The organism is Bradyrhizobium sp. A11 (assembly GCF_042077125.1).
Taxonomy (GTDB): Bacteria; Pseudomonadota; Alphaproteobacteria; order Rhizobiales; family Xanthobacteraceae; genus Bradyrhizobium; species Bradyrhizobium japonicum_B.
In genome coordinates this window covers 6,110,653-6,133,303 of the sequence record NZ_CP149509.1, presented here as the reverse complement: position 1 = coordinate 6,133,303, position 22,651 = coordinate 6,110,653, and the positions used below count along the sequence as shown (strand labels likewise).

Annotated in this window: 25 protein-coding genes; 18 read left to right on the top strand and 7 right to left on the bottom strand. The window is 65.1% G+C overall.

Translation table 11 applies throughout. From position 1 onward, the window contains the following. Positions 1–62 precede the first annotated feature (62 nt). Positions 63–590: a GNAT family N-acetyltransferase gene (locus WI560_RS28845; RefSeq protein WP_375305893.1), complete on the bottom strand. Its 528-nt coding sequence runs from the start codon at positions 588–590 to the stop codon at positions 63–65. 243 nt (positions 591–833) lie between these two features. On the opposite strand from WI560_RS28845, the gene WI560_RS28840 reads away from it, so the two are divergent. The 12 genes from WI560_RS28840 (at position 834) to WI560_RS28785 (ending at position 10,305) form a co-directional block, all read left to right on the top strand. Next, positions 834–1,430: a superoxide dismutase gene (locus tag WI560_RS28840; protein WP_257197831.1), complete on the top strand. Its 597-nt coding sequence runs from the start codon at positions 834–836 to the stop codon at positions 1,428–1,430. 193 nt (positions 1,431–1,623) lie between these two features. Beyond that, positions 1,624–2,235, top strand: a complete 612-nt coding sequence (locus WI560_RS28835; protein WP_028134202.1) for a permease — start codon at positions 1,624–1,626, stop codon at positions 2,233–2,235. After that, positions 2,232–2,732 (top strand): hypothetical protein, encoded by a 501-nt coding sequence (locus WI560_RS28830; protein ID WP_375305892.1) that lies wholly within the window; start codon positions 2,232–2,234, stop codon positions 2,730–2,732. The genes WI560_RS28835 and WI560_RS28830 overlap by 4 nt, the downstream gene beginning before the upstream one ends. Positions 2,733–2,825: 93 nt before the next feature. After that, a complete protein-coding gene (locus WI560_RS28825) occupies positions 2,826–3,056 on the top strand; it encodes a hypothetical protein (protein ID WP_375305891.1) in 231 nt (76 codons plus the stop codon). A 2-nt stretch (positions 3,057–3,058) separates the two neighbouring features. Beyond that, entirely contained in the window at positions 3,059–3,814 is a 756-nt protein-coding gene (locus WI560_RS28820) for a metal ABC transporter ATP-binding protein (protein WP_375305890.1), read from the top strand. A gap of 6 nt (positions 3,815–3,820) precedes the next feature. Continuing rightward, positions 3,821–4,690, top strand: coding sequence for a metal ABC transporter permease (locus WI560_RS28815; RefSeq protein ID WP_028134206.1), 870 nt, complete (start codon positions 3,821–3,823; stop codon positions 4,688–4,690). A gap of 2 nt (positions 4,691–4,692) precedes the next feature. Then, positions 4,693–5,556, top strand: a complete 864-nt coding sequence (locus tag WI560_RS28810; protein ID WP_375305889.1) for a metal ABC transporter solute-binding protein, Zn/Mn family — start codon at positions 4,693–4,695, stop codon at positions 5,554–5,556. A 54-nt stretch (positions 5,557–5,610) separates the two neighbouring features. Next, positions 5,611–6,669 (top strand): CobW family GTP-binding protein, encoded by a 1,059-nt coding sequence (locus WI560_RS28805; protein WP_375305888.1) that lies wholly within the window; start codon positions 5,611–5,613, stop codon positions 6,667–6,669. Beyond that, on the top strand, positions 6,669–7,688 hold the full coding sequence (locus tag WI560_RS28800) for a WD40 repeat domain-containing protein (RefSeq protein WP_375305887.1): 1,020 nt from the start codon (positions 6,669–6,671) through the stop codon (positions 7,686–7,688). Before WI560_RS28805 ends, WI560_RS28800 begins: the two co-directional genes overlap by 1 nt. Positions 7,689–7,836: 148 nt before the next feature. Next, complete coding sequence (locus WI560_RS28795) at positions 7,837–8,553, top strand: MgtC/SapB family protein (RefSeq protein WP_375305886.1); 717 nt, start codon at positions 7,837–7,839, stop codon at positions 8,551–8,553. A gap of 101 nt (positions 8,554–8,654) precedes the next feature. Beyond that, entirely contained in the window at positions 8,655–8,993 is a 339-nt protein-coding gene (locus WI560_RS28790) for a hypothetical protein (protein ID WP_375305885.1), read from the top strand. A 127-nt stretch (positions 8,994–9,120) separates the two neighbouring features. Continuing rightward, positions 9,121–10,305, top strand: a complete 1,185-nt coding sequence (locus WI560_RS28785; protein WP_375305884.1) for a cytochrome P450 — start codon at positions 9,121–9,123, stop codon at positions 10,303–10,305. Between the two features lie 191 nt (positions 10,306–10,496). Here WI560_RS28785 and WI560_RS28780 read toward each other — a convergent pair whose 3' ends face one another. The 5 genes from WI560_RS28780 to WI560_RS28760 all read right to left on the bottom strand — a co-directional run bounded on the left by WI560_RS28780 (position 10,497) and on the right by WI560_RS28760 (position 15,340). Further along, complete coding sequence (locus WI560_RS28780) at positions 10,497–11,939, bottom strand: homospermidine synthase (RefSeq protein ID WP_375305883.1); 1,443 nt, start codon at positions 11,937–11,939, stop codon at positions 10,497–10,499. A 63-nt stretch (positions 11,940–12,002) separates the two neighbouring features. Next, positions 12,003–12,392, bottom strand: a complete 390-nt coding sequence (locus WI560_RS28775) for a RidA family protein (protein ID WP_375305882.1) — start codon at positions 12,390–12,392, stop codon at positions 12,003–12,005. A 144-nt stretch (positions 12,393–12,536) separates the two neighbouring features. Beyond that, positions 12,537–13,124: a GNAT family N-acetyltransferase gene (locus WI560_RS28770; RefSeq protein ID WP_375305881.1), complete on the bottom strand. Its 588-nt coding sequence runs from the start codon at positions 13,122–13,124 to the stop codon at positions 12,537–12,539. A gap of 132 nt (positions 13,125–13,256) precedes the next feature. Continuing rightward, entirely contained in the window at positions 13,257–14,399 is a 1,143-nt protein-coding gene (locus WI560_RS28765) for a type III PLP-dependent enzyme (RefSeq protein ID WP_126259440.1), read from the bottom strand. Positions 14,400–15,085: 686 nt separating this feature from the next. Then, the gene (locus WI560_RS28760; protein ID WP_028134216.1) at positions 15,086–15,340 is read right to left on the bottom strand and encodes a hypothetical protein; all 255 of its coding nucleotides are present in this window, start codon (positions 15,338–15,340) and stop codon (positions 15,086–15,088) included. Positions 15,341–15,480: 140 nt separating this feature from the next. On the opposite strand from WI560_RS28760, the gene WI560_RS28755 reads away from it, so the two are divergent. The 4 genes from WI560_RS28755 to WI560_RS28740 all read left to right on the top strand — a co-directional run bounded on the left by WI560_RS28755 (position 15,481) and on the right by WI560_RS28740 (position 19,931). Further along, a complete protein-coding gene (locus WI560_RS28755; RefSeq protein ID WP_375305880.1) occupies positions 15,481–17,562 on the top strand; it encodes a M3 family metallopeptidase in 2,082 nt (693 codons plus the stop codon). An 11-nt stretch (positions 17,563–17,573) separates the two neighbouring features. Further along, on the top strand, positions 17,574–18,206 hold the full coding sequence (locus WI560_RS28750; RefSeq protein WP_375305879.1) for a DUF1007 family protein: 633 nt from the start codon (positions 17,574–17,576) through the stop codon (positions 18,204–18,206). Further along, entirely contained in the window at positions 18,203–19,321 is a 1,119-nt protein-coding gene (locus tag WI560_RS28745) for a nickel/cobalt transporter (protein ID WP_375305878.1), read from the top strand. The genes WI560_RS28750 and WI560_RS28745 overlap by 4 nt, the downstream gene beginning before the upstream one ends. A gap of 133 nt (positions 19,322–19,454) precedes the next feature. Next, positions 19,455–19,931, top strand: coding sequence for an acyl-CoA thioesterase (locus tag WI560_RS28740; RefSeq protein WP_375305877.1), 477 nt, complete (start codon positions 19,455–19,457; stop codon positions 19,929–19,931). Here the strand turns inward: WI560_RS28740 and WI560_RS28735 are convergent. After that, a complete protein-coding gene (locus tag WI560_RS28735; protein ID WP_375305876.1) occupies positions 19,897–20,295 on the bottom strand; it encodes an MAPEG family protein in 399 nt (132 codons plus the stop codon). The genes WI560_RS28740 and WI560_RS28735 overlap by 35 nt on opposite strands. 82 nt (positions 20,296–20,377) lie before the next feature. Between WI560_RS28735 and hemH the strand changes: the two genes are divergently transcribed. Both hemH and WI560_RS28725 read left to right on the top strand, forming a co-directional pair. Beyond that, positions 20,378–21,415, top strand: coding sequence for a ferrochelatase (hemH, locus tag WI560_RS28730; RefSeq protein ID WP_375305875.1), 1,038 nt, complete (start codon positions 20,378–20,380; stop codon positions 21,413–21,415). A gap of 230 nt (positions 21,416–21,645) precedes the next feature. Then, positions 21,646–22,650 carry an SPFH domain-containing protein gene (locus WI560_RS28725; RefSeq protein ID WP_375305874.1) on the top strand — a complete coding sequence of 335 codons (1,005 nt, stop codon included), beginning with the start codon at positions 21,646–21,648 and terminating at the stop codon, positions 22,648–22,650. Position 22,651: the final 1 nt, after the last annotated feature.

Here is a 22,651-nt window from a genome sequence, read left to right as displayed (position 1 = left end):
AAATGATGATCGACATATTATAGGGCCGGGAGCAGGCGGCCCAGCCCTCGCTCACGCAGGGCTCACCAGGGCAGGCCGCATAGGTCGATGGTGCCCAGCGTCGGGGCGCGGACGATGTTGAAGACGTAGGGCGCCATGTGGGTGAAGCGGATCCGGCCCTCCGGCTGTTCGCAATAGACCTCACCCTTGAAGGGCAGCCAGCTCCGGGTCTCGTAGAACGAGACATTGTGGGGCTCGCAGAACAGCAGCGCGAAGCGAACGGCCTCGTTGGCGCGCATGGTGTGGACCGCCGCGTCGATCGCCACGGTCGCATAGCCGCGGCCGCGCCGGTCCTCGCGGGTGCAGACCCCGCCGATCCCGCCGATATGGACCTTCTGCCCATTCCAGGTGACGGTGCGGAAGTAGATGCCGACATGGCAGACCAGGCCGTCCTCGGGGGTCTCGATCAGGACGCGCAGATCGGCATTGGCCCATTTGACCTGAGCCCAGGGCTTGTCCGCGATCGAATGTGGTCCCCAGACCGCCTGATGCAATGGCTCCGCAATCGGCCATGAGGCGTCGCCGTTCAGAATGTCGATCTCAATGCTCATGGCTTGGTCCTTCGAAGCCCCGCTTCGTGGCGCATTCGTTCTGTCATAAGAGCTTCAAAGGCAATGATATTTTTGCATCGCCCCATCCCGCCTGTGATATCTGCGCTTGCGTCGATTTTATGCAATCCGGCCAAGCTGCGGCATCACGCGCTTTCGCAAATTGGCGGTATTTAACGGCCACGGAACCTTCTATAAGGGGTGACCGTTAGAACCCGTTCTCCACCCAGTTGCGGACAAGAAGCCATGACCTTTACGCTGCCCCCACTCCCTTACGCCTATGACGCCCTCGGCCAGTACATGTCGAAGGAGACGCTGGAATTCCACCACGACAAGCATCATCAGGCCTACGTCACCAACGGCAACAACGCGCTCAAGGGGACCGAATGGGAAGGCAAGTCCCTTGAGGAGATCGTCAAGGGCTCGTTCGGCAAGAACCCCGCGGTGTTCAACAATGCCGGCCAGCACTACAACCACATCCACTTCTGGAGCTGGATGAAGCCCAATGGCGGCGGCACCAAGCTGCCGGGCAAGCTCGAGAAGAAGATCAACGAGGACCTCGGCGGCTTCGAGAAGTTCAAGACCGACTTCCAGGCGGCCGGCGTCGGCCAGTTCGGCTCCGGCTGGTGCTGGCTCCAGGTCAAGAACGGCAAGCTCGAGATCTCCAAGACCCCGAACGGCGAGAATCCGCTGGTGCACGGTGCCATCCCGATCCTCGGCTGCGACGTCTGGGAGCATTCCTACTACATCGACTATCGCAACCGCCGCCCCGATTATCTCAAGGCGTTCGTCGAGAACCTCGTGAACTGGGAATACGTGGAGTCCCTGTTCGAGAAGGCGTGACGATGTCATCCGGGCTCGGCGCTGACGCGCCGCCCCGGAATGACGAGATCGAAGGCGGTCGCTTATGCGGCCGCCTTTTTGCTGTGCGGAATTGCCCTGCGCAGTGCGCGCATAGGTCTGTCATCGTACCGTTTGCATCGCCCGGGCACCGCCCTTAATCAGGACGGGCATCGCCCTCGAGCCAACAAGCCCGTTGTCAGAACCTTCCCCGAAAACCCCAGCGCCGGTCGAGGATGCGGAGTCCGAACCGCGGCCCGGGCGGGTGCGCAAGCCGATCGGCTGGTCGACCATCATCATCGCCGTTCTGGTCGCGGTCAGCGCAGCGCTGGTCTGGCGGCGTGACGGCACCGACGGCGTTCTCGACATCCTGACCCACGATCTCTCGCTGTTCTCAGGCATCCTGCCGCGCGTGCTCGCCGGCTGCCTGCTCGGGGCCTTCATCTCCGAGATCCTGCCGCACGAAAAAGTCTCGCGCTCGCTGGGGCCGAAATCCGGCCTGATGGGGCTTCTGATCGGCACCGCCTTCGGCGCGATCCTGCCGGGCGGGCCGTTCACCGCCTATCCCGTGGCGAGCGCGTTGCTCGCGGTCGGCGCCGATTTCGGCGCCACCATCGCCATGGTCGTGAGCTGGACCTTGATCGGCTACGGCCGGGCGGTGGCCTGGGAAATCCCGATCATGGGCACCGACTTCACATTGTGGCGGATCGTGATCTCGCTGCCGTTGCCGGTGCTCGCCGGCGCGCTCGGGCGCTTCGTCTATGTCCGGCTCTATCCGAAGCGCGCCAGCGACGAGGACGCGGCATGAGCGCCGCGCTCCTGATCGACATCCTGCTGTGGGGCTCGGTGCTCGGCGTCGGGCTGATCGCCTTTCGCCGCGGCCCCCCGGTGTTCAAAGCCTCGCTGCGCGAAGGCTCGATGGACTTCATCAACATCGTGCCGCGGATCGCGCTCGGGGTGATCGGCTCCGGCTACATCGCTGCGATCATCCCGCAGGAGGTGATCACCGGCTGGCTCGGGCCGGACAGCGGCTGGCTCGGCGTTGCGACCGCCGTGGTCGCCGGCGCGGCGACGCCGGGCGGCCCCGTGGTCGGCTTCTCCATCGGCACCGTGGCGCTGAAGTCGGGCGGCGGGATGCCGCAGGTGGTGGCTTATGTGGTGGCCTGGGCCCTGTTTGCCTTCCAGCGGGTGATCTTGTGGGAAATCCCGTTCATGCCGGCCCGCTTCGTCTGGTTCCGCTGTGCCGTCTCGATGCCATTCCCCTTCGTGGCCGCTGCCATCGCGATGGTGATCGGCAAGCCCTGAGCTAGTACCGTCATTCCGGGTTCGAGGCTTTGCATCGCCCGGCATGACGGCGGGGTCATGGACAGCCGTAATGTTATAATATAACATGCTTAGATGGTTCCCGCCGCGTCCCGCGCCCATCATCCCGACCATGCCCACGGGCACTCCCATGCGCACGGGCACGGGCATGGGCACGACCACACCCACACCCACGATGCCGCCTCGCCGCATCCTGCCCAGGCGGCGCCCTGGTCGATCCTGCGCATGACCATGGCCGCGCGCCTTGCGGCGGCGCTCGCCGTCTGCGCCGTGCTCTGGGGCGTGGTCCTGCTGGCGATGAGGTGACGATGGCCGCGCTGCACTTTCACAACGTCACGCTCGGCTATGACCGGCATCCCGCCGTCCACCATCTAAGCGGCGAGATCGCGCGGGGTGCGCTGGTCGCCGTGATCGGCCCGAATGGCGCGGGCAAATCGACCCTGCTGCGTGGCATCGTCGGCATCCTCAAGCCGCTCGACGGCAGCATCCATCTCGGTGGGCTCGACAGCAGGGACATCGCCTATCTGCCACAGAGCGCGGAGATCGACCGCAGCTTCCCGATCTCGGTGTTCGACTTCGTCGGCACCGGATTGTGGCGCGATGCCGGCCTGTTCGGCGGCATCGGCAAGGCCGCGCGCGGCAAGATTCTGCGCGCCATCGCGTCCGTGGGCCTCAACGGCTTCGAGAATCGCCCGATCGGCACGCTCTCCGGCGGCCAGATGCAGCGCGTGCTGTTCGCGCGCGTGCTGCTCCAGGACGCCAGCCTGATCGTGCTGGACGAGCCTTTCAACGCCATCGATGCCAAGACCACCGCCGACCTGCTCGCGCTGGTCAAGCAATGGCACCATGAGGGCCGCACCGTGCTCGCCGCGCTGCACGACATGGAGATGGTGCGCAACCATTTCAGCGAGACGCTGGTGCTGGCGCGTGGCCCGGTGGCGTGGGGACCGACGGCCGAGGTGCTGACGCCGGAAAACCTGCTGGTCGCAATGCGGATGTGCGAGGCCTTCGACGACAGTGCCGCGGCCTGCGCTGCCGATGATATCGGCTCGCGGGCGGCCTGATATCTGATGCTCTATGACGCGCTGATCGGCCCTTTCACCGAATTCGAGTTCATGCGGCGCGCGCTCGCTGCCGTGATCGCGCTGGCGCTGGCCGGCGCGCCGATAGGCGTGTTCCTGATGCTGCGGCGGATGAGCCTCGTCGGCGACGCCATGGCCCATGCGATCCTGCCAGGCGCCGCAATCGGCTTCCTGCTCTCCGGTCTCAATCTGTTCGCGATGACGGCCGGCGGCCTGATCGCAGGTTTTGCGGTCGCGATCCTCGCCGGCTTGGTCGCGCGCTCGACCGGGCTGAAGGAGGATGCCTCGCTCGCCACCTTCTATCTGGCCTCGCTGGCGCTCGGCGTCACCATCGTCTCGATCAAGGGCACCAATATCGATCTGCTGCACGTGCTGTTCGGCAACATCCTCGCGATGGACGACCAGACATTGCTGGTGGTGGCCTTCAATGCCACCGTGACGCTGCTGGTGCTCGCTGTGATCTATCGCCCGCTGGTGATCGAGAGCGTCGATCCCTTGTTCCTGCGCACGGTCAGTCGCGCCGGGGGACCTGCGCATCTCGCCTTCCTCGCCCTGGTCGTGATCAATCTCGTCAACGGTTTCCAGGCGCTCGGCACGCTGCTTGCGGTCGGCCTGATGATTCTGCCGGCCGGCATCGCGCGGTTCTGGTCGCGCGATCTCACCGCGATGATCTGCATCGCCGTCGTCGCTGCCGCGCTCTCCGGCTATGCCGGCCTCGTGCTGTCGTTCCAGACCCGGGTGCCCTCGGGCCCCGCGATCATTCTGGTGGCGACGGTGATCTATGTGATCTCGGTTCTGTTCGGCCGCGTCGGCGGCGTGGTCCGGCAACTGTTTCCCGGCCGGCATCTGGAAGCATGACGATGCGGTTCATCCTGTTCTGTGCACTGTTGTTGATCGCCTCGCCACTTCAGGCCGCGGAGCGGCTGAACGTCGTCGCGAGCTTCTCGATCCTCGCCGATTTCGTCCGCAATGTCGGCGGTGACAGGATCAATTTGACCACACTGGTCGGCGCCGACAGCGACGTCCACGTCTACACGCCGCCGCCCGCCGATGCGAAGCGCGTCGCGGAGGCGAAGCTCGTCATCGTCAACGGGCTTGGGCTGGAGGGCTGGCTGCCGCGTCTCGTGCAGTCGTCCGGCAGCAAGGCGCAGGTCGTCACCGCCAGCGCCGGGATCGCCCCGCTCAAGCTGGGCTCGGCGGCCGATCCACATGCCTGGCAGTCGGTCCCCAACGCCAAGGTCTACGTGGCTGATATCGCCAACGCGCTGGCCGCCGCCGACCCTGACGCAGCCGACTTCTTTCGCGCCCGGGCCAAGGCCTATCTGGAAAAGCTCGAAACGCTGGACCGCGAGGTTCGTGAGGCCGTGGCCAAAATCCCGACCGCGCGGCGCAAGGTGATCTCCACCCACGACGCCTTCGGCTATTTCGCCGCCGAGTACGGTATCCGGTTCGTCGCCCCCTTGGGCGTCTCTACCGAAACCGAGCCCAGCGCCCGGGACATCGCGACCATCATCGGTCAGATCAAGGCGCAGAAAATCCCGGCCGTTTTTCTGGAGAATATCAGCGATGACCGGCTGATCCGGCGGATCGCGGCAGAGACCGGGGCAAAGGTCGGCGGGACCCTGATTTCGGACGGTTTGACCGGCGAAAAGGGGCCTGCACCCACTTACATTGACATGGTCAGGCACAATATAAAGGCCCTGACCAGCGCGCTTGACCATTAGGGCAGGGGCCACCCCGCCTCGCGTCGCGCGAAAAAGCCCGAAGCCGGAGTTGTTATGTCTGAAGCGACCTCCCAAAAAATTCCCGTGACCGTCCTGACCGGCTATCTCGGTGCCGGCAAGACCACGCTGCTGAACCGCATCCTGTCGGAAAACCACGGCAAGAAATACGCCGTCATCGTCAACGAATTCGGCGAGATCGGCATCGACAACGACCTCATCATCGGTGCCGATGAGGAAGTGTTCGAGATGAACAACGGCTGCATCTGCTGCACGGTGCGCGGCGACCTCGTTCGCATCATGGACGGCCTGATGAAGCGCAAGGGCAAGTTCGACGCCATCATCGTCGAGACCACCGGCCTTGCCGATCCCGCGCCCGTCGCCCAGACCTTCTTCGTCGACGAGGACGTGCAGAAGAACGCGCGTCTCGATGCCGTGGTGACCGTCGCCGACGCCAAATGGCTGTCCGACCGGCTCAAGGACGCGCCCGAGGCCAAGAACCAGATCGCCTTTGCCGACGTCATCGTCCTGAACAAGACCGACCTCGTCAGCAAGGGCGAGCTCGCCGAGGTCGAGGCCCGCATCCGCGCCATCAACCCCTATGCGAAGCTGCATCGCACCGAGCGCTGCTCGGTGGCGCTGGCCGACGTGCTCGACCGCGGCGCGTTCGATCTCGACCGCATCCTCGACATCGAGCCTGATTTCCTGGAGGCCGACGATCATGACCACGACCATGATCATCACCACCATCATGGCCACGATCATCATCATGATCACAGCCAAGGTCATAGTCACGGCCTGAAGCACTACCACGACGAGGACATGCAGTCGCTGTCGCTCAAGACCGACAAGCCGCTCGATCCCAATATGTTCATGCCCTGGCTGCAGAACCTGGTGCAGGTCGAGGGCGGCAAGATCCTGCGCTCCAAGGGCATCCTCGCCTTCCACGACGACGACGACCGCTACGTCTTCCAGGGCGTCCACATGATGCTGGAGGGCAACCACCAGCGGAAGTGGAAGGAAGGCGAGCCGCGCGAGAGCCGCCTCGTCTTCATCGGCCGCGAATTGCCGGAAGAGGCCATTCGCAAGGGTTTCGAGAGCTGCATCGTCTCGTGATGAAAGAGTTCACGCCGCCTCCCGATTCCGCCTCGATCGTCTCCGTCACCGACCGCGTCAAGCCCGTTGCGCTCGGCATGGCCGTGACCTCGGCGCATTTCCTCGGGGATCGTGCCGCCTTCGTCGGCGGCGAGGAGAATGTCGCCTTGGTCGACGCCAAGGGTGAGATCGCCAAGGTCGCCGTGCACAGCGGCGGCATTCTCTCAACCGCCTTCGACGGCAAGCGCCTCGTCATGGGTGGCGACGACGGCAAGGTCGTCTCGCTCGACGCCAAGGGCGAGGTGACGCTGCTCGCCACCGACCCGAAGCGGCGCTGGATCGACGCGGTGGCGCTGCACGCCGACGGCGCCTTCGCCTGGTCGGCCGGCAAGACCGCGACCGTCAAGAGCGGCAAGGCCGAGGAGAAATCGCTCGACGTGCCCTCGACCGTCGGCGGGCTTGCCTTCGCGCCGAAAGGCCTGCGGCTCGCGATCGCGCATTACAACGGCGTGACGCTGTGGTTTCCCAACATGGAAGGATCGGCCGAATTCCTGCCCTGGGCAGGCTCGCATCACGCCGTCACCTTCAGCCCCGACAACAAGTTTCTGGTGACTGCGATGCACGAGCCGGCACTGCACGGCTGGCGGCTCGCCGACAACAGGCACATGCGCATGTCCGGTTATCCCGGCCGCGTCCGCTCGATGTCCTGGAGCGCGGGCGGCAAGGGGCTCGCAACCTCGGGCGCCGACACCGTCATCAGCTGGCCGTTCGGCAGCAAGGACGGTCCGATGGGCAAGGAGCCCGCGATGCTGGCACCGCTGCAGGCGCGCGTCTCGGTCGTCGCCTGTCATCCCAGGAACGACATCCTCGCCGCCGGCTATAGCGACGGCACCGTGCTGATGGTGCGCCTCGAGGACGGCGCCGAGATCCTGGTCCGCCGCAACGGCACGCCGCCGGTCGCCGCGATCGCCTGGAACGCCAAGGGCACACTGCTGGCGTTCGCCGACGAAAATGGGGATGGCGGCCTGCTCGAGCTTTAATCCGTCATCCTTCAGGTCGTAGGGTGGGGCAGAGGCGCGCCTGCGCCGTGCCCACGATCTCTCCCTCGATAGGGACGGTGGGCACGCTTCCACCTTCGCTCTTCGAGCTGCGGCGGATGCTTTGCCCACCCTACAGCAGCTCAGATCCATGCGTTTTCTCACCACCTTCCAGATTGCCGATTTTGCCGACACGCTGGTCAGCCTGATCACCGCCTTCGTGCTGAGCACGCTGATCGGCGCCGAGCGGCAATACCGCCAACGCACCGCGGGCCTGCGCACCAATGTGCTGGTCGCGGTGGGGGCTGCCGCCTTCGTCGATCTCGCCATGCAGCTCGACAATGCAGAGGGCGCGGTGCGGGTGATCGCCTATGTCGTCTCGGGCATCGGCTTCCTGGGCGCCGGCGTCATCATGAAGCAGGGCATGGACGTGCGCGGGCTCAACACCGCCGCGACGCTGTGGGCCTCGGCCGCGGTCGGGTCCTGCGCCGGTGCCGACATGATCGCGCAGGCGGCCGCGCTGACGGTCTTCGTCATCGCCGGCAACACCATGCTGCGTCCGCTGGTCAACGCCATCAACCGCATCCCGCTGAACGAGAAGGCGCTGGAGGCGAGCTATTATTTCAAGCTCGCGGTTGCGGCCGATGCCTTGCCTGATATGCGCGACCGCCTCGTCGAAAAGCTCGAGGGTGCGAAATATCCCGTGGCGGGTCTCGAGGTGGTCGAGATCGGCGAGGACATGCTGGAGATTGTCGCCAAGCTGGTCGCGAGCGCGATCGACCCGAACGAGCTGAACGCCGTGGCGACCGATCTGCAGCATCTGCCCGGCGTGCGCCATGCCACCTGGGAAGCCAGCACGACCGAGTAAGCGCGTCGTTTTGGCGCGCAGACGGGCCGTTCCGGTCTTACCGGGGGTGGAACCCTGGTCGGGCGATTTCGTTGATCCCGTGGATAAAGGCGGTGATCGATATGCCCGGCCAACATGACAAGCGCAGCCTGAAGCTGGACCTGACAATCGCGGCCTCGCTGTTCGCGGCGGGCCTCGTGGTGGCGGTGATGTCGCTCGCCCAAATCCACGCTGAGAACCGGATGCAGATGGCGCAGGCGACGCAGCCGCTTCAGGGAACTCCGTCCGACGAGCAGAGCAAGGTGCCAGCGGAAGCCAAGCCCGGCGGCGACCGGCCGACCACGCCGGCGCCCGAGCCCGCGCGGCCGGATTCCCAGACGCAAGGCGCGGCGGGCGCGGCCAAGCCGGCATTGCCGCCGGCACCGGCCGAGAAGATCGCGCCGCCGCTGGAGAGGAAGTAGGGGGCAACCGCAGCTCTTCGGCTGCGATCGCAACCCTGCGCCGGCGTGGTGGTCAGCCGTTGTTCTGCTTTACTCGCGCCGGTATGATCCGGAGCGGAAACTGACCTGCACTCCACAGGATCACTCCATGCCGACCGCAAGTCTGGCTCCCCTCGATGAGATGATTTCGATCGCGGAGCTCACGCGCGATCCTTATCCGATCTACCGGCGTCTGCGACGCGAAGCGCCTGTGCTGCGGGTGAAATCCGTAGGCCGCACCTTCCTCACCAAGGCTGCCGACACCAAATATGTGAAGGACAACGCGGCGCTGTTCAGCTCCGACGATCCGAACACGCCGATGAAGCGCGCCTTCCTGGCTCATACGCTGATGCGCAAGGATCACGACGAGCACCGCAGCGAGCGGATGGCGATGATGCCGGCTCTGATGCCGAAGACGATCGAGGCCGTCTGGGCACCCCTCTATGCGAAACTGGCCGCTGTGTATCTCGACCGGTTGCCCCGTGGCGAGGTCGTTGATCTCTTCCCCACGCTTGCTGGTCCCATCGCCGCGCGGATTTTAGCCCATGTCATGGGCGTTCCGGACGCGAGCGACGAGGATATGCAACGATGGTCCCAGACCCTGATCGACGGCGCCGGCAATTTTGGCTGGACGCCAGGACCCTTCGAAGCAACCGACCTAGCCAATGCGGAGATGGATCGATGTATCCGTGGCAATTTCGAACGCGTTCGCACCGAACAGGATTCCTCAGCGCTGTCCTTCATGGTGAACGCAGCAAACCCGATCGCCGAAAGTCAGATGATTGCCAACGTCAAGATCGCGATCGGGGGCGGCATCAACGAGCCGCGTGACGCTCTGCTGACGATCATCTACGGCTTGCTGACCAACCCGGACCAGCTTGAAGCCGTCCGGGAAGGCGGCAAATGGCGATCCGCTTTCGAGGAAGGCGTACGATGGGTGGCGCCGATCCAGGCCAGTTCGCGGCTCGTCATGGAAGACACCGAGATTCGCGGCTGCTTCATCCCGAAGGGCGACACGGTGATGACAATACAGGCCTCAGCCAACCGGGACGAGGAGGTCTTCGAGGATGGCGAGCGCTACGACGCGTTGCGCGAACCCAATCCTCATCAAGCCTTCGGCAACGGCCCGCATCACTGCGCGGGCGCGCACCTTTCTCGGCGGACGGTTGGCGCCATCCTTCTGCCGATGCTGTTCGACCGCTTCCCCCGTATGACCCTGCCTGATCCGGCGAGCGTCCGCTGGCAAGGCTTCGGTTTCCGCGGCCCGCTCAATCTGCCCGTTCTCCTCCAGTAGGCTGACGGACGCAGGCCTTCGACGTCGAGCCCGTCCGCGCTGTCGCTGACGGCAGCTCGGCATGATGCCAGCCTGCCACTTGTTTTTCCCGATGCGTTAAGCGGCTTTTGGGTAATCCGAAATAGCCGCCCGCTCAAAGGCTTGGCTACTGTGCATGGGGTTGTTTTCGCTATTTTTGCCAGCGAGGTCCTTTACCGCACCAGGATGTTCCTGAACTGCCACGGATCAGACGTGTCGATGTCCTCCGGGAACAGTCCCGGGCGGTCCGTCAGCGGCGTCCAGTCGGTGTAGAAACCCTTCACCGGGCCGAGATAGGGCAGCTGGATCTCCAGGAGACGGTCGAAATCCATCTCGTCGGCCTCGACGATGCCCTCGTTCGGATTCTCAAGCGCCCACACCATGCCGCCGAGCACGGCGGAGGTCACTTGCAGCGCGGTGGCGTTCTGGTAGGGCGCGAGCTCGCGGGTCTCCTCGATGGAAAGCTGCGAGCCGTACCAATAGGCATTCTTGTCGTGGCCGAACAGCAGCACGCCGAGCTCGTCGATGCCGTCGACGATCTCGTCCTCTTCGAGGATGTGGTGCTTCTCCTGCATCTTGCCGGCGCGGCCGAACAGCTCATGCAGCGACAGCACGGCGTCGTCGGCCGGATGATAGGCGTAGTGGCAGGTCGGCCGGTAGATCGCCGTGCCTGATGCGTCACGCACCGTGAAGTAATCGGCGATCGAGATCGACTCGTTGTGGGTGACGAGGAAGCCGTATTGCGCGCCACGGGTCGGGCACCAGGTGCGCACGCGCGTATTGGCGCCCGGTTGCATCAGGTAGATGGCGGCGCCGCAGCCGGCTTCGTGGCCATGCGCATTCTCGGGCATCCATTTCTCGTGGGTGCCCCAGCCGAGCTCCGACGGCTGCATGCCCTCCGAGAGAAAACCTTCCACCGACCAGGTGTTGACGAAGACGTCGGGCTCCTTCGGCTTCTTGGAGCGCTGGGTGTCGCGCTCGGCGATGTGGATACCCTTGATGCCGGCCTGCCGCATCAGATCCGCCCATTCGGCCTTGGTCTTCGGCTTGGGGGCATTGAGCTTCAGATCCGCGGCGACGTTGAGCAGCGCCTGCTTGACGAAGAAGGAAACCATGCCGGGATTGGCGCCGCAGCAGGAGACGGCCGTGGTCGAGCCTGCGGGGCGCGCCTTCTTGGCCGCCAGCGTCACTTCGCGAAGGGCGTAGTTGGAGCGCGCCTCCGGGCCCTTCGACGAATCGAAATAGAAGCCGAGCCAGGGTTCGTTGACGGTATCGATGTAGAGCGCGCCGAGCTCGTTGCAGAGCTCCATGATGTCGGTCGAGCCGGTGTCGACCGAGAGATTGACGCAAAAGCCCTGGCCGCCGCCTTCGGTGAGCAGCGGAGACAGCAATTCGCGATAATTCTCCTTGGTCACGGCCTTCTGGATGAAGCGGACATTGTGCTTCTCGCAATGCGCCTTGCGGCCCTCGTCCTTGGGATCGATCACGGTGACGCGCGACTTGTCGTAATCGAGATGCCGCTCGATCAGCGGCAGCGTGCCTTTGCCGATGGAGCCGAAGCCGACCATGACGATGGGACCGGTGATCTTCGCGTAGATCTGCGAGGGAGGGCTCATGGGACGGTTTCTCCGGAACGTGCTGGCAGGCAAGGGTGGGTGGATCAGGCGCTGCGGCGCTTGTTAGACGCTGCGGCGCTTGGCGGTGACTTCGATCTCGACCTTCATCTCGGGCTTGGCGAGGGCGCTGACGACCAGCAAGGTCGCAGCCGGCCTGATCTCGCCGAGAACCGCGCCGCAGACGGCGAAGTGGTCGTCGATGTAGCTGGGGTCGGTGACGTAGTAGGTCGCACGGACGATATCGGCCATCTCGAAGCCACCCTCCTTCAGGGCGGCTTCGATGGTCTTGAAGCAGTTGCGTGACTGGCTCGTGACGTCGGCCGGCATCGTCATCGTGCTGTAGTCATAGCCGGTGGTTCCCGCCACGAAGGCGAAATCGCCGTCGATCACGGCGCGGCTGTAGCCGACGGTCTTCTCGAGCGGAGAGCCGGTGGAGATCAGGCGACGGGGCATGGTTGGGGCCTCGACTGAAGGATGTTTCGCGGGGTTAAAGGGCGTTTCCGGCGCCTGCGCAACCCCAAAGGAACGGGCGTGGCGCGGGCGCGGCCCGGCGTTGCCGCTCAGCGCGGCTTGGGTCGTCGCGATGGAAGCGATCCCTCAGGCCGCGCGCGCCACAGGCGCGCGAACCGACCTCCGTTTGGGCAGGGCCGTGCCGGTCGGGACGATCATCCCGGTGGCGCCGTCCAGCGCACCCTCGGCGAACTCGATCGCCAGCAGGCGGTCGCGCTCGAACGGGCCGGGCAACGCAAGCTCAGCCGTCTTGTCCGCCGAGAAGCCGAAGCGGGCGTAATAGGCGGCATCGCCGAGCAGGATCACGGCTGCATGGCCGCGCGCCCGGGCGGCGGCCAGCGCTTGATGCATCAGCGCGGCGCCGATCCCGAGCTCGCGGCAGGCAGGATCGACCGCGAGCGGTCCGAGGACCAGCGCGGGCCTGCCTCCGGCGCTGACGTGCCACAGCCGCACGGTTCCCACGAGCTTGCCCTCGCGCATAGCCGACAGGGCGAGGCCTGCGGCAGGCGCGCGTCCGTCGCGCAGGCGCTGGCAGGTGCGGCCATGGCGGTCCTCGCCAAAGCAGGCATCCAGCAGCGCCTCACGGGCGGCGACGTCGACGGCACGCTCGCTGCGGATCGCAAACGGAGCGGCTTTCGAGGTGAGGGCGATCTGTGGCTTCCGAAAAGCAGTCATGGCGCGTCAGTCCCCGCTTGAACGGACGTGCGAGCAGCACGCCGGTCCAAGACGTCGTCAGATCGAGATGTCAGGGAGGGAGCCGGCAAGCCGGCTCCCGGGTTCGTCAGGCCTCTCGAACAGAGAGGCGGATCAGATGTGGTACGTCTTCAGCGGCGGGATGCCGTTGAAGGCCACCGACGAGTAGGTCGACGTATAGGCCCCGGTGCCCTCGATCAGAACCTTGTCGCCGATCTCGAGCGTGACCGGGAGCGGATAGGGGTTCTTCTCGTACAGCACGTCGGCGCTATCACAGGTCGGCCCCGCCAGCACGCACGGCGTCATGTCCGCGCCGTCGTGACGGGTGCGGATGGCGTAACGGATCGACTCGTCCATGGTCTCGGCGAGACCGCCGAACTTGCCGATGTCCAGGTACACCCAGCGCACCTCGTCCTCGTCGCTCTTCTTCGAGATGAGCACGACCTCGGACTCGATGATGCCGGCATTGCCCACCATGCCGCGGCCCGGCTCGATGATGGTCTCCGGGATCTGGTTGCCGAAGTGCTTGCGCAGCGCGCGGAAGATCGAGCGGCCGTAGGTGACGACCGGCGGCACGTCCTTCAGGTACTTGGTCGGGAACCCGCCGCCCATGTTGACCATGGTCAGGTTGATGCCGCGCTCGGCGCAGTCGCGGAACACCTGCGAGGCCATCGCCAGCGCACGGTCCCACGCCTTCACCTTGCGCTGCTGCGAGCCGACATGGAAGGAGATGCCGCACGGCTCCAGCCGAAGGCGCTTGGCGAGGTCGAGCACCTCGACCGCCATCTCCGGGTCGCAGCCGAACTTGCGCGACAGCGGCCATTCGGCGCCGGCGCAGTCATAGAGGATGCGGCAGAACACCTTCGCGCCGGGGGCGGCACGGGCGACCTTCTCGACCTCGGCAGCGCAATCGACCGCGAACAGCCGGATGCCGAGCGCGAAGGCGCGCGCGATGTCGCGCTCCTTCTTGATCGTGTTGCCGAAGGAGATGCGGTCGGGCGTCGCACCCGCAGCCAGCGCCATCTCGATCTCGGCGACCGTCGCGGTGTCGAAGCAGGAGCCCATCGAGGCGAGCAGGGCCAGCACTTCCGGCGCCGGGTTCGCCTTGACGGCATAGAACACGCGGCTGTCGGGCAGCGCCTTGGCGAAGCTCTGGTAATTGTCGCGCACGACCTCGAGGTCGACGACGAGGCACGGCTCGGTGTCGAGGCCATCCTTGCGGCGGTTGCGCAGGAATTCCTGGATACGTTCGGTCATGGCACTCTCCCAAACGGCCCAGCGACGGGCCCGTTCAAAACATGACGCCGGATAAGAGTGCTCTGGCCGGATCGCGCGATGGAGGCGCGACGAAGCCAAAAGACTCAAACCAGACTGTGCTGCCGTGGATTGGTTGGGAGTGTTCCCGCCCGCACACCTGGCAATGAAGGACAAGCCTTTTCAGTAGCCCGCGCCGGCGTTGGACTGCCGGTAGAGACCAAAAAAGCCCGATCCGTCGTTGCTTTAAGTCGCGTCCCCCGTTGAGAGCGGGGTGCGCCGGTTCGCCTCCGGCTGCCAGTCACGGTTGCAAAGAGCGAAGTCACCTTCGACATGGCATCCCTTTGAGAGAGATGCTGGGCACTCCGGGTTTGCTTTGTCGTCCGACCTGCGAGTCTTGCGACCTCGGCCTTCCGACTTCCACACTTCCGAAGAGCCCCTCGGCTTCTTCACCCCTTGGCGGCTGTCCGGCCTCTTGTCCGGATACCTACCGACTGACACACGACCACAGGCACGTGCGAAATTGGGCAAGTCCGCACATAAGTGTTTTGACTCGGCTTCGCAAGAATTTTTTTAGGCTGCGAACAGAATTGCCTAACATCTGCTTGCGCAGTGTTGCGCGAGCGACGCGGAAGGTGAACGCGCGTTAAGTTTTCCGCAGCGCGCGCGTCTCTCTCGCGCGAGACGCGTCAGCCGCGCTTCGTGAAGGGCTCGATGCGCTGAGCCGCGCGGATGAAGGCCGTCATCACGAGCACGCCGAGTGCGAACAGCACGGCCTGCAGGATGTGAGCGCCCTGGTCGCCGAGCCCGAACAGGATCGCGAGCGCCCAGCCGCCGGCGAACGCCGCGCCGAACACTTCGGCGCCGATCAGGATGGCGGCGCTGATTACGGTGATGACGCTGGGCCAGACGATCTGACGGGAAGACGAGGAAGGCGCGTTCATGAGCTTAAGGGGTCCGTGGTCCATCGAGGGGCGCAATCTCCTCGAAAAGGCGGCCGGGAGCAAGGCCAAATGGCCCAAAAAAGCCCCATCGCGTGCTATAGCTGGCCGCAACAATCGAGCCATGAAAACCGGGACTTGCGATGTCAGAACCCCGCCAAATTACGGACTCCGAGACCAATCCGCTGCTGAAGGCCTGGGTGACGCCGTTTGCGACCCCGCCCTTCGACGAGATCAGGACGGAGCACTTCCTGCCGGCGTTCGAGCAGGCCTTCGCCGACCATTCCGCCGAGATCGCGGCGATCACCAACGATCCGGCCGCGCCAGACTTCGCCAACACCATCACGGCGCTGGAGCGCTCAGGCAAGCTGCTGAGCAAGGTCGCGGCAGTGTTCTACGACCTCGTCTCGGCGCATTCCAATCCGGCCATCCTGGAGATCGACAAGGAGGTCTCCTTGCGGATGGCGCGGCACTGGAATCCGATCATGATGAATGCCGTGCTGTTTGGTCGCATCGCCCAGCTGCATGAGAACCGCGCCAATCTCGGTCTTTCGCCCGAGCAGCTTCGCCTGCTGGAGCGCACCTACACCCGCTTCCACCGCGCCGGCGCCGGCCTGTCCGAGGAGGCCAAGACCCGGATGGCCGAGATCAACGAGAGGCTCGCCCAGCTCGGCACCGGCTTCAGCCATCATCTGCTCGGCGACGAGCAGGACTGGGTCATGGAGCTTGGCGAGGCCGACCGCCAGGGCCTGCCGGAGAGCTTCGTCGCCGCCGCCAAGGCTGCGGCGGAAGAGCGCGGCATGGACGGCAAGGCCATCGTCACGCTGTCGCGTTCCTCGGTCGAACAGTTCCTGAAGAGCTCGGCCCGGCGCGACCTGCGCGAGAAGGTCTACAAGGCCTTCATCGCCCGCGGCGACAACGGCAACGCCAACGACAACAACGCAACCATCGTCGAGATCCTGAAGCTGCGCGAGGAGAGCGCGAACCTCCTGGGCTATCCGACCTACGCCGCCTACCGGCTCGAGGATTCCATGGCCAAGACGCCCGACGCGGTGCGGGGCCTGCTGGAGCGGGTCTGGAAGCCGGCGCGCGCCCGGGCGCTTGCCGATCGCGACGAGATGCAGGCGCTGATCACGGCGGAGGGCGGCAATTTCAAGCTCGCCCCCTGGGACTGGCGCTTCTATGCCGAGAAGCTGCGTCTTCAGCGCGCCAATTTCGACGATTCCGCGATCAAGCCGTACCTCGCGCTCGACCACATGATCGCCGCCGCCTTCGACTGCGCCACGCGCCTGTTCGGCGTCACCTTCGAGGAGCGCAAGGACGTTCCGGTCTGGCACCCCGACGTCCGGGTCTGGGAGATGAAGGACAGGGACGGCAAGCACAAGGCACTGTTCTACGGCGACTACTTCGCCCGGCCGTCGAAGCGCTCCGGCGCCTGGATGACCTCGCTGCGCGACCAGCAGAAGCTCGACGGCGAGGTCGCGCCGCTGGTTCTCAACATCTGCAATTTCGCCAAGGGCGCCGATGGCGAGCCCTCGCTGCTGTCGCCCGACGATGCCCGCACCCTGTTCCACGAGTTCGGCCACGGCCTGCACGGCATGCTCTCCAACGTGACCTATCCGTCGCTGTCGGGCACCTCCGTGTTCACCGATTTCGTCGAGCTGCCGTCGCAGCTCTACGAGCACTGGCAGGAGCGGCCCGAGGTGCTGCAGAAATTCGCCCGCCACTACCAGACCGGCGAGCCGCTGCCGGACGACCTGCTCCAGCGCTTCCTTGCCGCGCGCAAGTTCAACCAGGGCTTTGCCACGGTCGAGTTCGTGTCCTCGGCGCTGATCGACCTCGAATTCCACACCCAGCCGGCCGCGGCCGCGCAGGATGTCCGCGCCTTCGAGCGCCGCGAGCTGGAGAAGATCGGCATGCCCGAGGAGATCGCGCTGCGTCACCGCCCGACGCAGTTCGGCCACATCTTCACCGGAGATCATTACGCCGCCGGCTATTACAGCTACATGTGGTCCGAGGTGATGGACGCCGACGCCTTCGGCGCATTCGAGGAGGCCGGGGACATCTTCGATCCCGCCGTGGCAAAACGCCTGCACGACGACATCTACGCCTCGGGCGGATCGCTCGATCCGGAAGCCGCCTATGAGGCCTTCCGCGGCCGCCCGCCGGAACCCGACGCGCTGCTGCGCCGGCGCGGCCTGCTCGACAACGCCAAGGCTGCCTGATGGGAACGACGATGCGCCGTCTGTCTGGACTGCTGCTGGCCGCTGGCCTCTCCCTCGCCGCCGGCGCGGCGAGCGCGCATCCGCATGTCTGGATCACCGCCACCAGCGAGCTGCTTTATGCTGCGGACGGCACCATCACCGGCGTCCGCCACGCCTGGACCTTCGACGACATGTTCTCGACCTATGCGGTGCAGGGGCTCGAGAGCAAGACCAAGGGCGCCTATACGCGCGAGGAGCTGGAGCCGTTGGCGCAGACCAATGTGGAGTCGCTGAAGGAATATGCCTACTTCACCTTCGCGCGAGCGGACGGCAAGAAGGAGCGATTCCAGGAGCCGGTCGACTATTTCCTCGACTACAAGGATACGGTCCTGACCCTGCACTTCACGCTGCCGCTGAAGAACCCGGTCAAGCCCAAGCAGCTGGTGCTCGAAGTGTACGACCGTTCCTTCTTCATCGACTTCAAGATGGCCAAGGACCACCCGGTCAAGCTGGTCGGCGCGCCCGCCGGCTGCCAGATGAAGCTTGACCGGCCGGGCGACGGCACCGCGACCGCCCAGAAGCTCAACGAGCAGACCTTCATGAACGGCGAGAACACCAATTTCGGCGCGATGTTCGCCAACAAGATCACGGTGGATTGCCCTTGAAGCCGCCACTCCCTCCGCTTGCCCGCTGGCTGCTCGCCGGCGCCTCCGTCCTGCTGGCGATCAGCGTGGCCGATGCCGCGCTCCATCACGTCCTCGCGCAGAATCCGTTCGGCGCGCCGCGCCCGGCGCAGGCGGCCCAGCCCGAAGCCAGCGGCATCATCGGCTGGCTGCTGGCCAAGCAGTCGGAATTCTATCGGCAGATGTCGTCCACGATCCGCGCCGCGAAGTCCGACGGCTCGGCGGTGTGGACGCTGCTCTTCATCTCGTTCGCCTACGGCATCTTCCACGCCGCCGGCCCCGGCCACGGCAAGGCGGTGATCGCGTCATATCTCGTCGCCAACCGCGAGACCGCGCGGCGCGGCATCGCGCTGTCGTTCGCCTCGGCGCTGATGCAGTCGCTGGTGGCGATCCTCATCGTCGGCATCTCGGCCTGGGTCCTGAATGCGACCGCCAAGACCATGTGCAAGGCGGAAGGGGTGATCGAGATCGCGAGCTACGCCCTGATCGCGCTGTTCGGGCTGCGCCTGGTCTGGGTCAAGGGTCGCACCTTCATCCGGGCGCTGCAGGCGGCCCAGCCGGTGCCGGCGATCGCCGGCGTGCCGCACCATCATGATCATCACCATCATCACGATGCCCACGATCATCACGGCCACGGTCACGATCATCACCACGATCACGGCCATGCGCACGCCCATGCCCATCACGGTCATGACCATGTCCATGACGAGCATTGCGGCCATTCCCACGGCCCCCCGCCGAGCGAGCTCTCCGGTCCCGGCGGCTGGCGGCGTGGTTTTGCCGCAATCCTCACCGTCGGCATCCGTCCCTGCTCCGGCGCCATCCTGGTGCTGGTGTTCGCGCTCGCCCAGGGCCTGTTCTGGGCCGGTATCGCCGCGACCTTCCTGATGGGGCTCGGCACCGCGATTACGGTCGCGGCGATCGCGGTCGTCGCCGTCTCCGCCAAGGACATCGCCGCGCGCCTCAGCGCCGGGCGCGACGGCGGTGGCGCACTGTTCATGCGCGGCATCGAATTCGCGGCCGCCGGCGTCGTGCTGCTGTTCGGCGCGGGCCTGTTGTTCGGCTACATCGCCGCCGAGCGGACGACGTGTTTTTGAGGCACTCTTTCTTACCCTCCCCTGGAGGGGGAGGGTAAAGGCGCAGGCGCAGCGTCGTAGCTCCGCCTTTGCCAAGTCCCTCCGGTCCGCTATTCAGTCGGTCAAACCAACAAGAATGTCCTGGGGGGGTTCGATGTCGCGCGATACTTTCTGGTTCTTTCATCCGTTCCGGGTGCGCTATTCCGAGATTGATGGCCAAGGCGTCGTCTTCAACGCGCATTACCTGACCTATTTCGACACCGCCATCACCGAATATTTCCGCGCGCTCGGCTTCGACCAATATGCCGACGCTCAGGCGAGCGGCATCGATTTCCACGTCGTCAAGTCCGTCATCGAATACAAGGCGCCGGTCCGCTTCGACTGGGAGCTGGACGTCGGCGTGCGCGTGGCGCGGATCGGCAATTCCAGTCTCGTCTTCGAGCTCGCCATCTTCCTGAAGGGCGGCACGGAGGCGCTGGTGACCGGCGAGATCGTCTGGGTCTACACCAACCAGGAGACCCACCGTCCCGTCACGATCCCGGCATCCATGCGGGCGCTGATTGCGACGCGGGAGCGGCATCTGGCGGCGAGAGACCTCACACCGGCAGGAACCGCTTCAGGGCCGGCATGAAGAAGATCCCGAGATTGATCGCAAAGCCGACGGTCCAGAGGATCGAGCGCAGCGTCGGTCGGTTGCCGAGATAGGTCAGCACATAGGCGAGGCGGACGATGAGGAAGAGGGCCGCGAGTTCGTCGATGAGGCGTTGCGGCGACTCTCGGTATTCGGCGAGCAGCACCGCGAAGGCGAAGAACGGGAAGGTCTCGATGCCGTTCTGGTGCGCGCCGAGCGCGCGCTGCGAGAGAGGGTCCTCGTAGAAGGCGGGGTCGCGCGGCCGGGAATTGTCGAAGCGGCGAAACCTGATCCATTTGACCGCGGCGATCGTAGACAGATAGAGCAGCAGCGCTCCAAAGACGCACCATTCCGCGAGTGTCATCGTCGTTCCTCGGCCTGGGTGCGACCCTAACGAAATCGGCCTCATCTTGACAAGTTCGAACCAAAGCGCGACCCACACAGCCATGACCAGCGTCGTCCCCATCGAGACCGGAAGACCAGCCGCTCAATCCGCCTTGCCGCGCGTCGGCGTGCTCCTGGTCAATCTCGGCACGCCCGACACCGCCGATGCGCCGGGCGTGCGGGTTTACCTCAAGGAATTCCTCAGTGACGCCCGCGTCATCGAGGACCAGGGCCTGATCTGGAAGGCCGTGCTGAACGGCATCATCCTGCGCAGCCGTCCCCGCACCAAGGCGCTCGACTACCAGAAGATCTGGAACACCGAGAAGAACGAGTCGCCCCTGAAGACCATCACGCGGTCGCAAGCCGACAAGCTGGCGGCCTCGCTGTCCGACTACGCCCACGTCGTGGTGGACTGGGCGATGCGCTACGGCAATCCGTCCATCAAGTCAGGCATCGACGCGCTGATCGCGAAAGGCTGCGAGCGCATCCTGGCTGTTCCGCTCTATCCGCAATACTCCGCCTCGACCTCGGCGACCGTCTGCGACGAAGTGTTCCGCGTGCTCGCGCGCCTGCGCAACCAGCCGACGCTGCGGGTGACGCCGCCCTATTATGAGGACGCGGCCTATATCGAGGCGCTCGCGAGCTCGATCGAGACCCATCTGGCGAGCCTGCCGTTCAAGCCGGAGCTGATCGTGGCCTCCTTCCACGGCATGCCGAAATCCTATGTCGAGAAGGGCGACCCCTATCAGCAGCACTGCATCGCCACCACCGAGGCGCTGCGCCGCCGGCTCGGCATGGACGAGACGAAGCTGCTGCTGACCTTCCAGTCGCGCTTCGGCAATGCCGAGTGGCTGCAGCCCTATACCGACAAGACCATGGAGCGGCTCGCCAAGGAAGGCGTGCGCCGCATCGCGGTGGTGACGCCGGGCTTTTCCGCCGACTGCCTGGAGACGCTGGAGGAGATCGCGCAGGAGAACGCCGAGATCTTCAAGCACAATGGCGGCGAGCAGTTTTCCGCGATCCCCTGCCTCAACGACAGCCGGCCCGGCATGGACGTGATTCGCAGCCTGGTGCTGCGCGAGCTCCAGGGCTGGATATGACAGGCGCCCTGCGCCGCAATATTAACCCTTGCCGCTAGGTTTGCTTCCGCATCCTTTAGGAGCCTTCCTCCAAACTACATAATCGCCGCCATTCCCCTCCGTCCGTCTTGTGCAGATTTGCACTGATGCCAACGTTACGCGCGACCGCTGAACCGGTATGGTCGTGATCCCGACCAATGACAGCGCCGGAAAGGGCCTTTTCCCGACATCCTTTCCGGCTTGGAGGAAATATGAGCGGTTTCGATATTTTCGCGATTGTTCTCGTCTTGCTCGTCATCGTCACGCTGGTGGCCGGCGTGAAGACGGTGCCGCAGGGCTATGACTGGACCATCGAGCGGTTCGGCAAATACACGCAGACCCTGAGCCCCGGCCTCAATCTGATCGTGCCCTATTTCGATCGCGTCGGGCGCAAGATCAACATGATGGAGCAGGTGATCGACATTCCAGAGCAGGAAGTGATCACCAAGGACAACGCCACCGTGACGGTGGACGGCGTTGCTTTCTACCAGGTGTTCGACGCCGCGAAAGCCAGCTACGAGGTCTCCAACCTGACCCAGGCCATCACCGTGCTGACCATGACCAACATCCGCTCGGTGATGGGCGCGATGGATCTCGACCAGGTGCTGTCGCATCGCGACGAGATCAACGAGCGCCTGCTGCGCGTTGTCGATGCCGCGGTCTCGCCCTGGGGCCTCAAGGTCAACCGCATCGAGATCAAGGATATCGTGCCGCCCGCCGACCTTGTCGAGGCCATGGGCCGTCAGATGAAGGCCGAGCGCGTCAAGCGCGCCGACATCCTGGCGGCCGAAGGCCAGCGCCAGTCCGAGATCCTGCGCGCCGAGGGCGCCAAGCAGGGCCAGATCCTGCAGGCCGAAGGCCGCAAGGAAGCCGCGTTCCGCGACGCCGAGGCACGCGAACGTTCGGCGGAGGCGGAAGCGAAGGCCACGCAGATGGTGAGCGAAGCCATTGCCAAGGGCGACGTCGCCGCGTTGAACTATTTCATCGCCGACAAATATATCAAGGCGTTCGGCCAGTTTGCGGAGGCGCCGAACCAGAAGATCATCATGCTGCCGATCGAGGCCACGAGTATGCTCGGTTCGCTCGCCGGCATCGGCGAGATCGCCAAGGCGACGTTCGGCGAGAGCGCGGCCTCGGGGTCCGCTGCCGCTCGCCGCCCCGGCTCGGTGCCTCCGACCGGCGGCACGCCGCCGGCGGTGCCGCCGCGGCAGGGATAGT

Excerpts from the sequence above, each read along its gene's own strand:
- WI560_RS28785 (WP_375305884.1), top strand. The coding sequence starts at position 9,121 with ATGCCGACCGCAAGTCTGGCTCCCCTCGATGAGATGATTTCGATCGCG.
- WI560_RS28800 (WP_375305887.1), top strand. The coding sequence starts at position 6,669 with ATGAAAGAGTTCACGCCGCCTCCCGATTCCGCCTCGATCGTCTCCGTC.
- WI560_RS28825 (WP_375305891.1), top strand. The coding sequence starts at position 2,826 with ATGGTTCCCGCCGCGTCCCGCGCCCATCATCCCGACCATGCCCACGGG.
- WI560_RS28770 (WP_375305881.1), bottom strand. The coding sequence starts at position 13,124 with ATGACTGCTTTTCGGAAGCCACAGATCGCCCTCACCTCGAAAGCCGCT.
- WI560_RS28795 (WP_375305886.1), top strand. The coding sequence starts at position 7,837 with ATGCGTTTTCTCACCACCTTCCAGATTGCCGATTTTGCCGACACGCTG.
- hemH (WP_375305875.1), top strand. The coding sequence starts at position 20,378 with ATGACCAGCGTCGTCCCCATCGAGACCGGAAGACCAGCCGCTCAATCC.
- WI560_RS28735 (WP_375305876.1), bottom strand. The coding sequence starts at position 20,295 with ATGACACTCGCGGAATGGTGCGTCTTTGGAGCGCTGCTGCTCTATCTG.
- WI560_RS28790 (WP_375305885.1), top strand. The coding sequence starts at position 8,655 with ATGCCCGGCCAACATGACAAGCGCAGCCTGAAGCTGGACCTGACAATC.
- WI560_RS28830 (WP_375305892.1), top strand. The coding sequence starts at position 2,232 with ATGAGCGCCGCGCTCCTGATCGACATCCTGCTGTGGGGCTCGGTGCTC.
- WI560_RS28820 (WP_375305890.1), top strand. The coding sequence starts at position 3,059 with ATGGCCGCGCTGCACTTTCACAACGTCACGCTCGGCTATGACCGGCAT.
- WI560_RS28845 (WP_375305893.1), bottom strand. The coding sequence starts at position 590 with ATGAGCATTGAGATCGACATTCTGAACGGCGACGCCTCATGGCCGATT.
- WI560_RS28765 (WP_126259440.1), bottom strand. The coding sequence starts at position 14,399 with ATGACCGAACGTATCCAGGAATTCCTGCGCAACCGCCGCAAGGATGGC.
- WI560_RS28750 (WP_375305879.1), top strand. The coding sequence starts at position 17,574 with ATGCGCCGTCTGTCTGGACTGCTGCTGGCCGCTGGCCTCTCCCTCGCC.
- WI560_RS28755 (WP_375305880.1), top strand. The coding sequence starts at position 15,481 with ATGTCAGAACCCCGCCAAATTACGGACTCCGAGACCAATCCGCTGCTG.
- WI560_RS28840 (WP_257197831.1), top strand. The coding sequence starts at position 834 with ATGACCTTTACGCTGCCCCCACTCCCTTACGCCTATGACGCCCTCGGC.
- WI560_RS28760 (WP_028134216.1), bottom strand. The coding sequence starts at position 15,340 with ATGAACGCGCCTTCCTCGTCTTCCCGTCAGATCGTCTGGCCCAGCGTC.
- WI560_RS28775 (WP_375305882.1), bottom strand. The coding sequence starts at position 12,392 with ATGCCCCGTCGCCTGATCTCCACCGGCTCTCCGCTCGAGAAGACCGTC.
- WI560_RS28725 (WP_375305874.1), top strand. The coding sequence starts at position 21,646 with ATGAGCGGTTTCGATATTTTCGCGATTGTTCTCGTCTTGCTCGTCATC.
- WI560_RS28810 (WP_375305889.1), top strand. The coding sequence starts at position 4,693 with ATGCGGTTCATCCTGTTCTGTGCACTGTTGTTGATCGCCTCGCCACTT.
- WI560_RS28805 (WP_375305888.1), top strand. The coding sequence starts at position 5,611 with ATGTCTGAAGCGACCTCCCAAAAAATTCCCGTGACCGTCCTGACCGGC.
- WI560_RS28780 (WP_375305883.1), bottom strand. The coding sequence starts at position 11,939 with ATGAGCCCTCCCTCGCAGATCTACGCGAAGATCACCGGTCCCATCGTC.
- WI560_RS28740 (WP_375305877.1), top strand. The coding sequence starts at position 19,455 with ATGTCGCGCGATACTTTCTGGTTCTTTCATCCGTTCCGGGTGCGCTAT.
- WI560_RS28815 (WP_028134206.1), top strand. The coding sequence starts at position 3,821 with ATGCTCTATGACGCGCTGATCGGCCCTTTCACCGAATTCGAGTTCATG.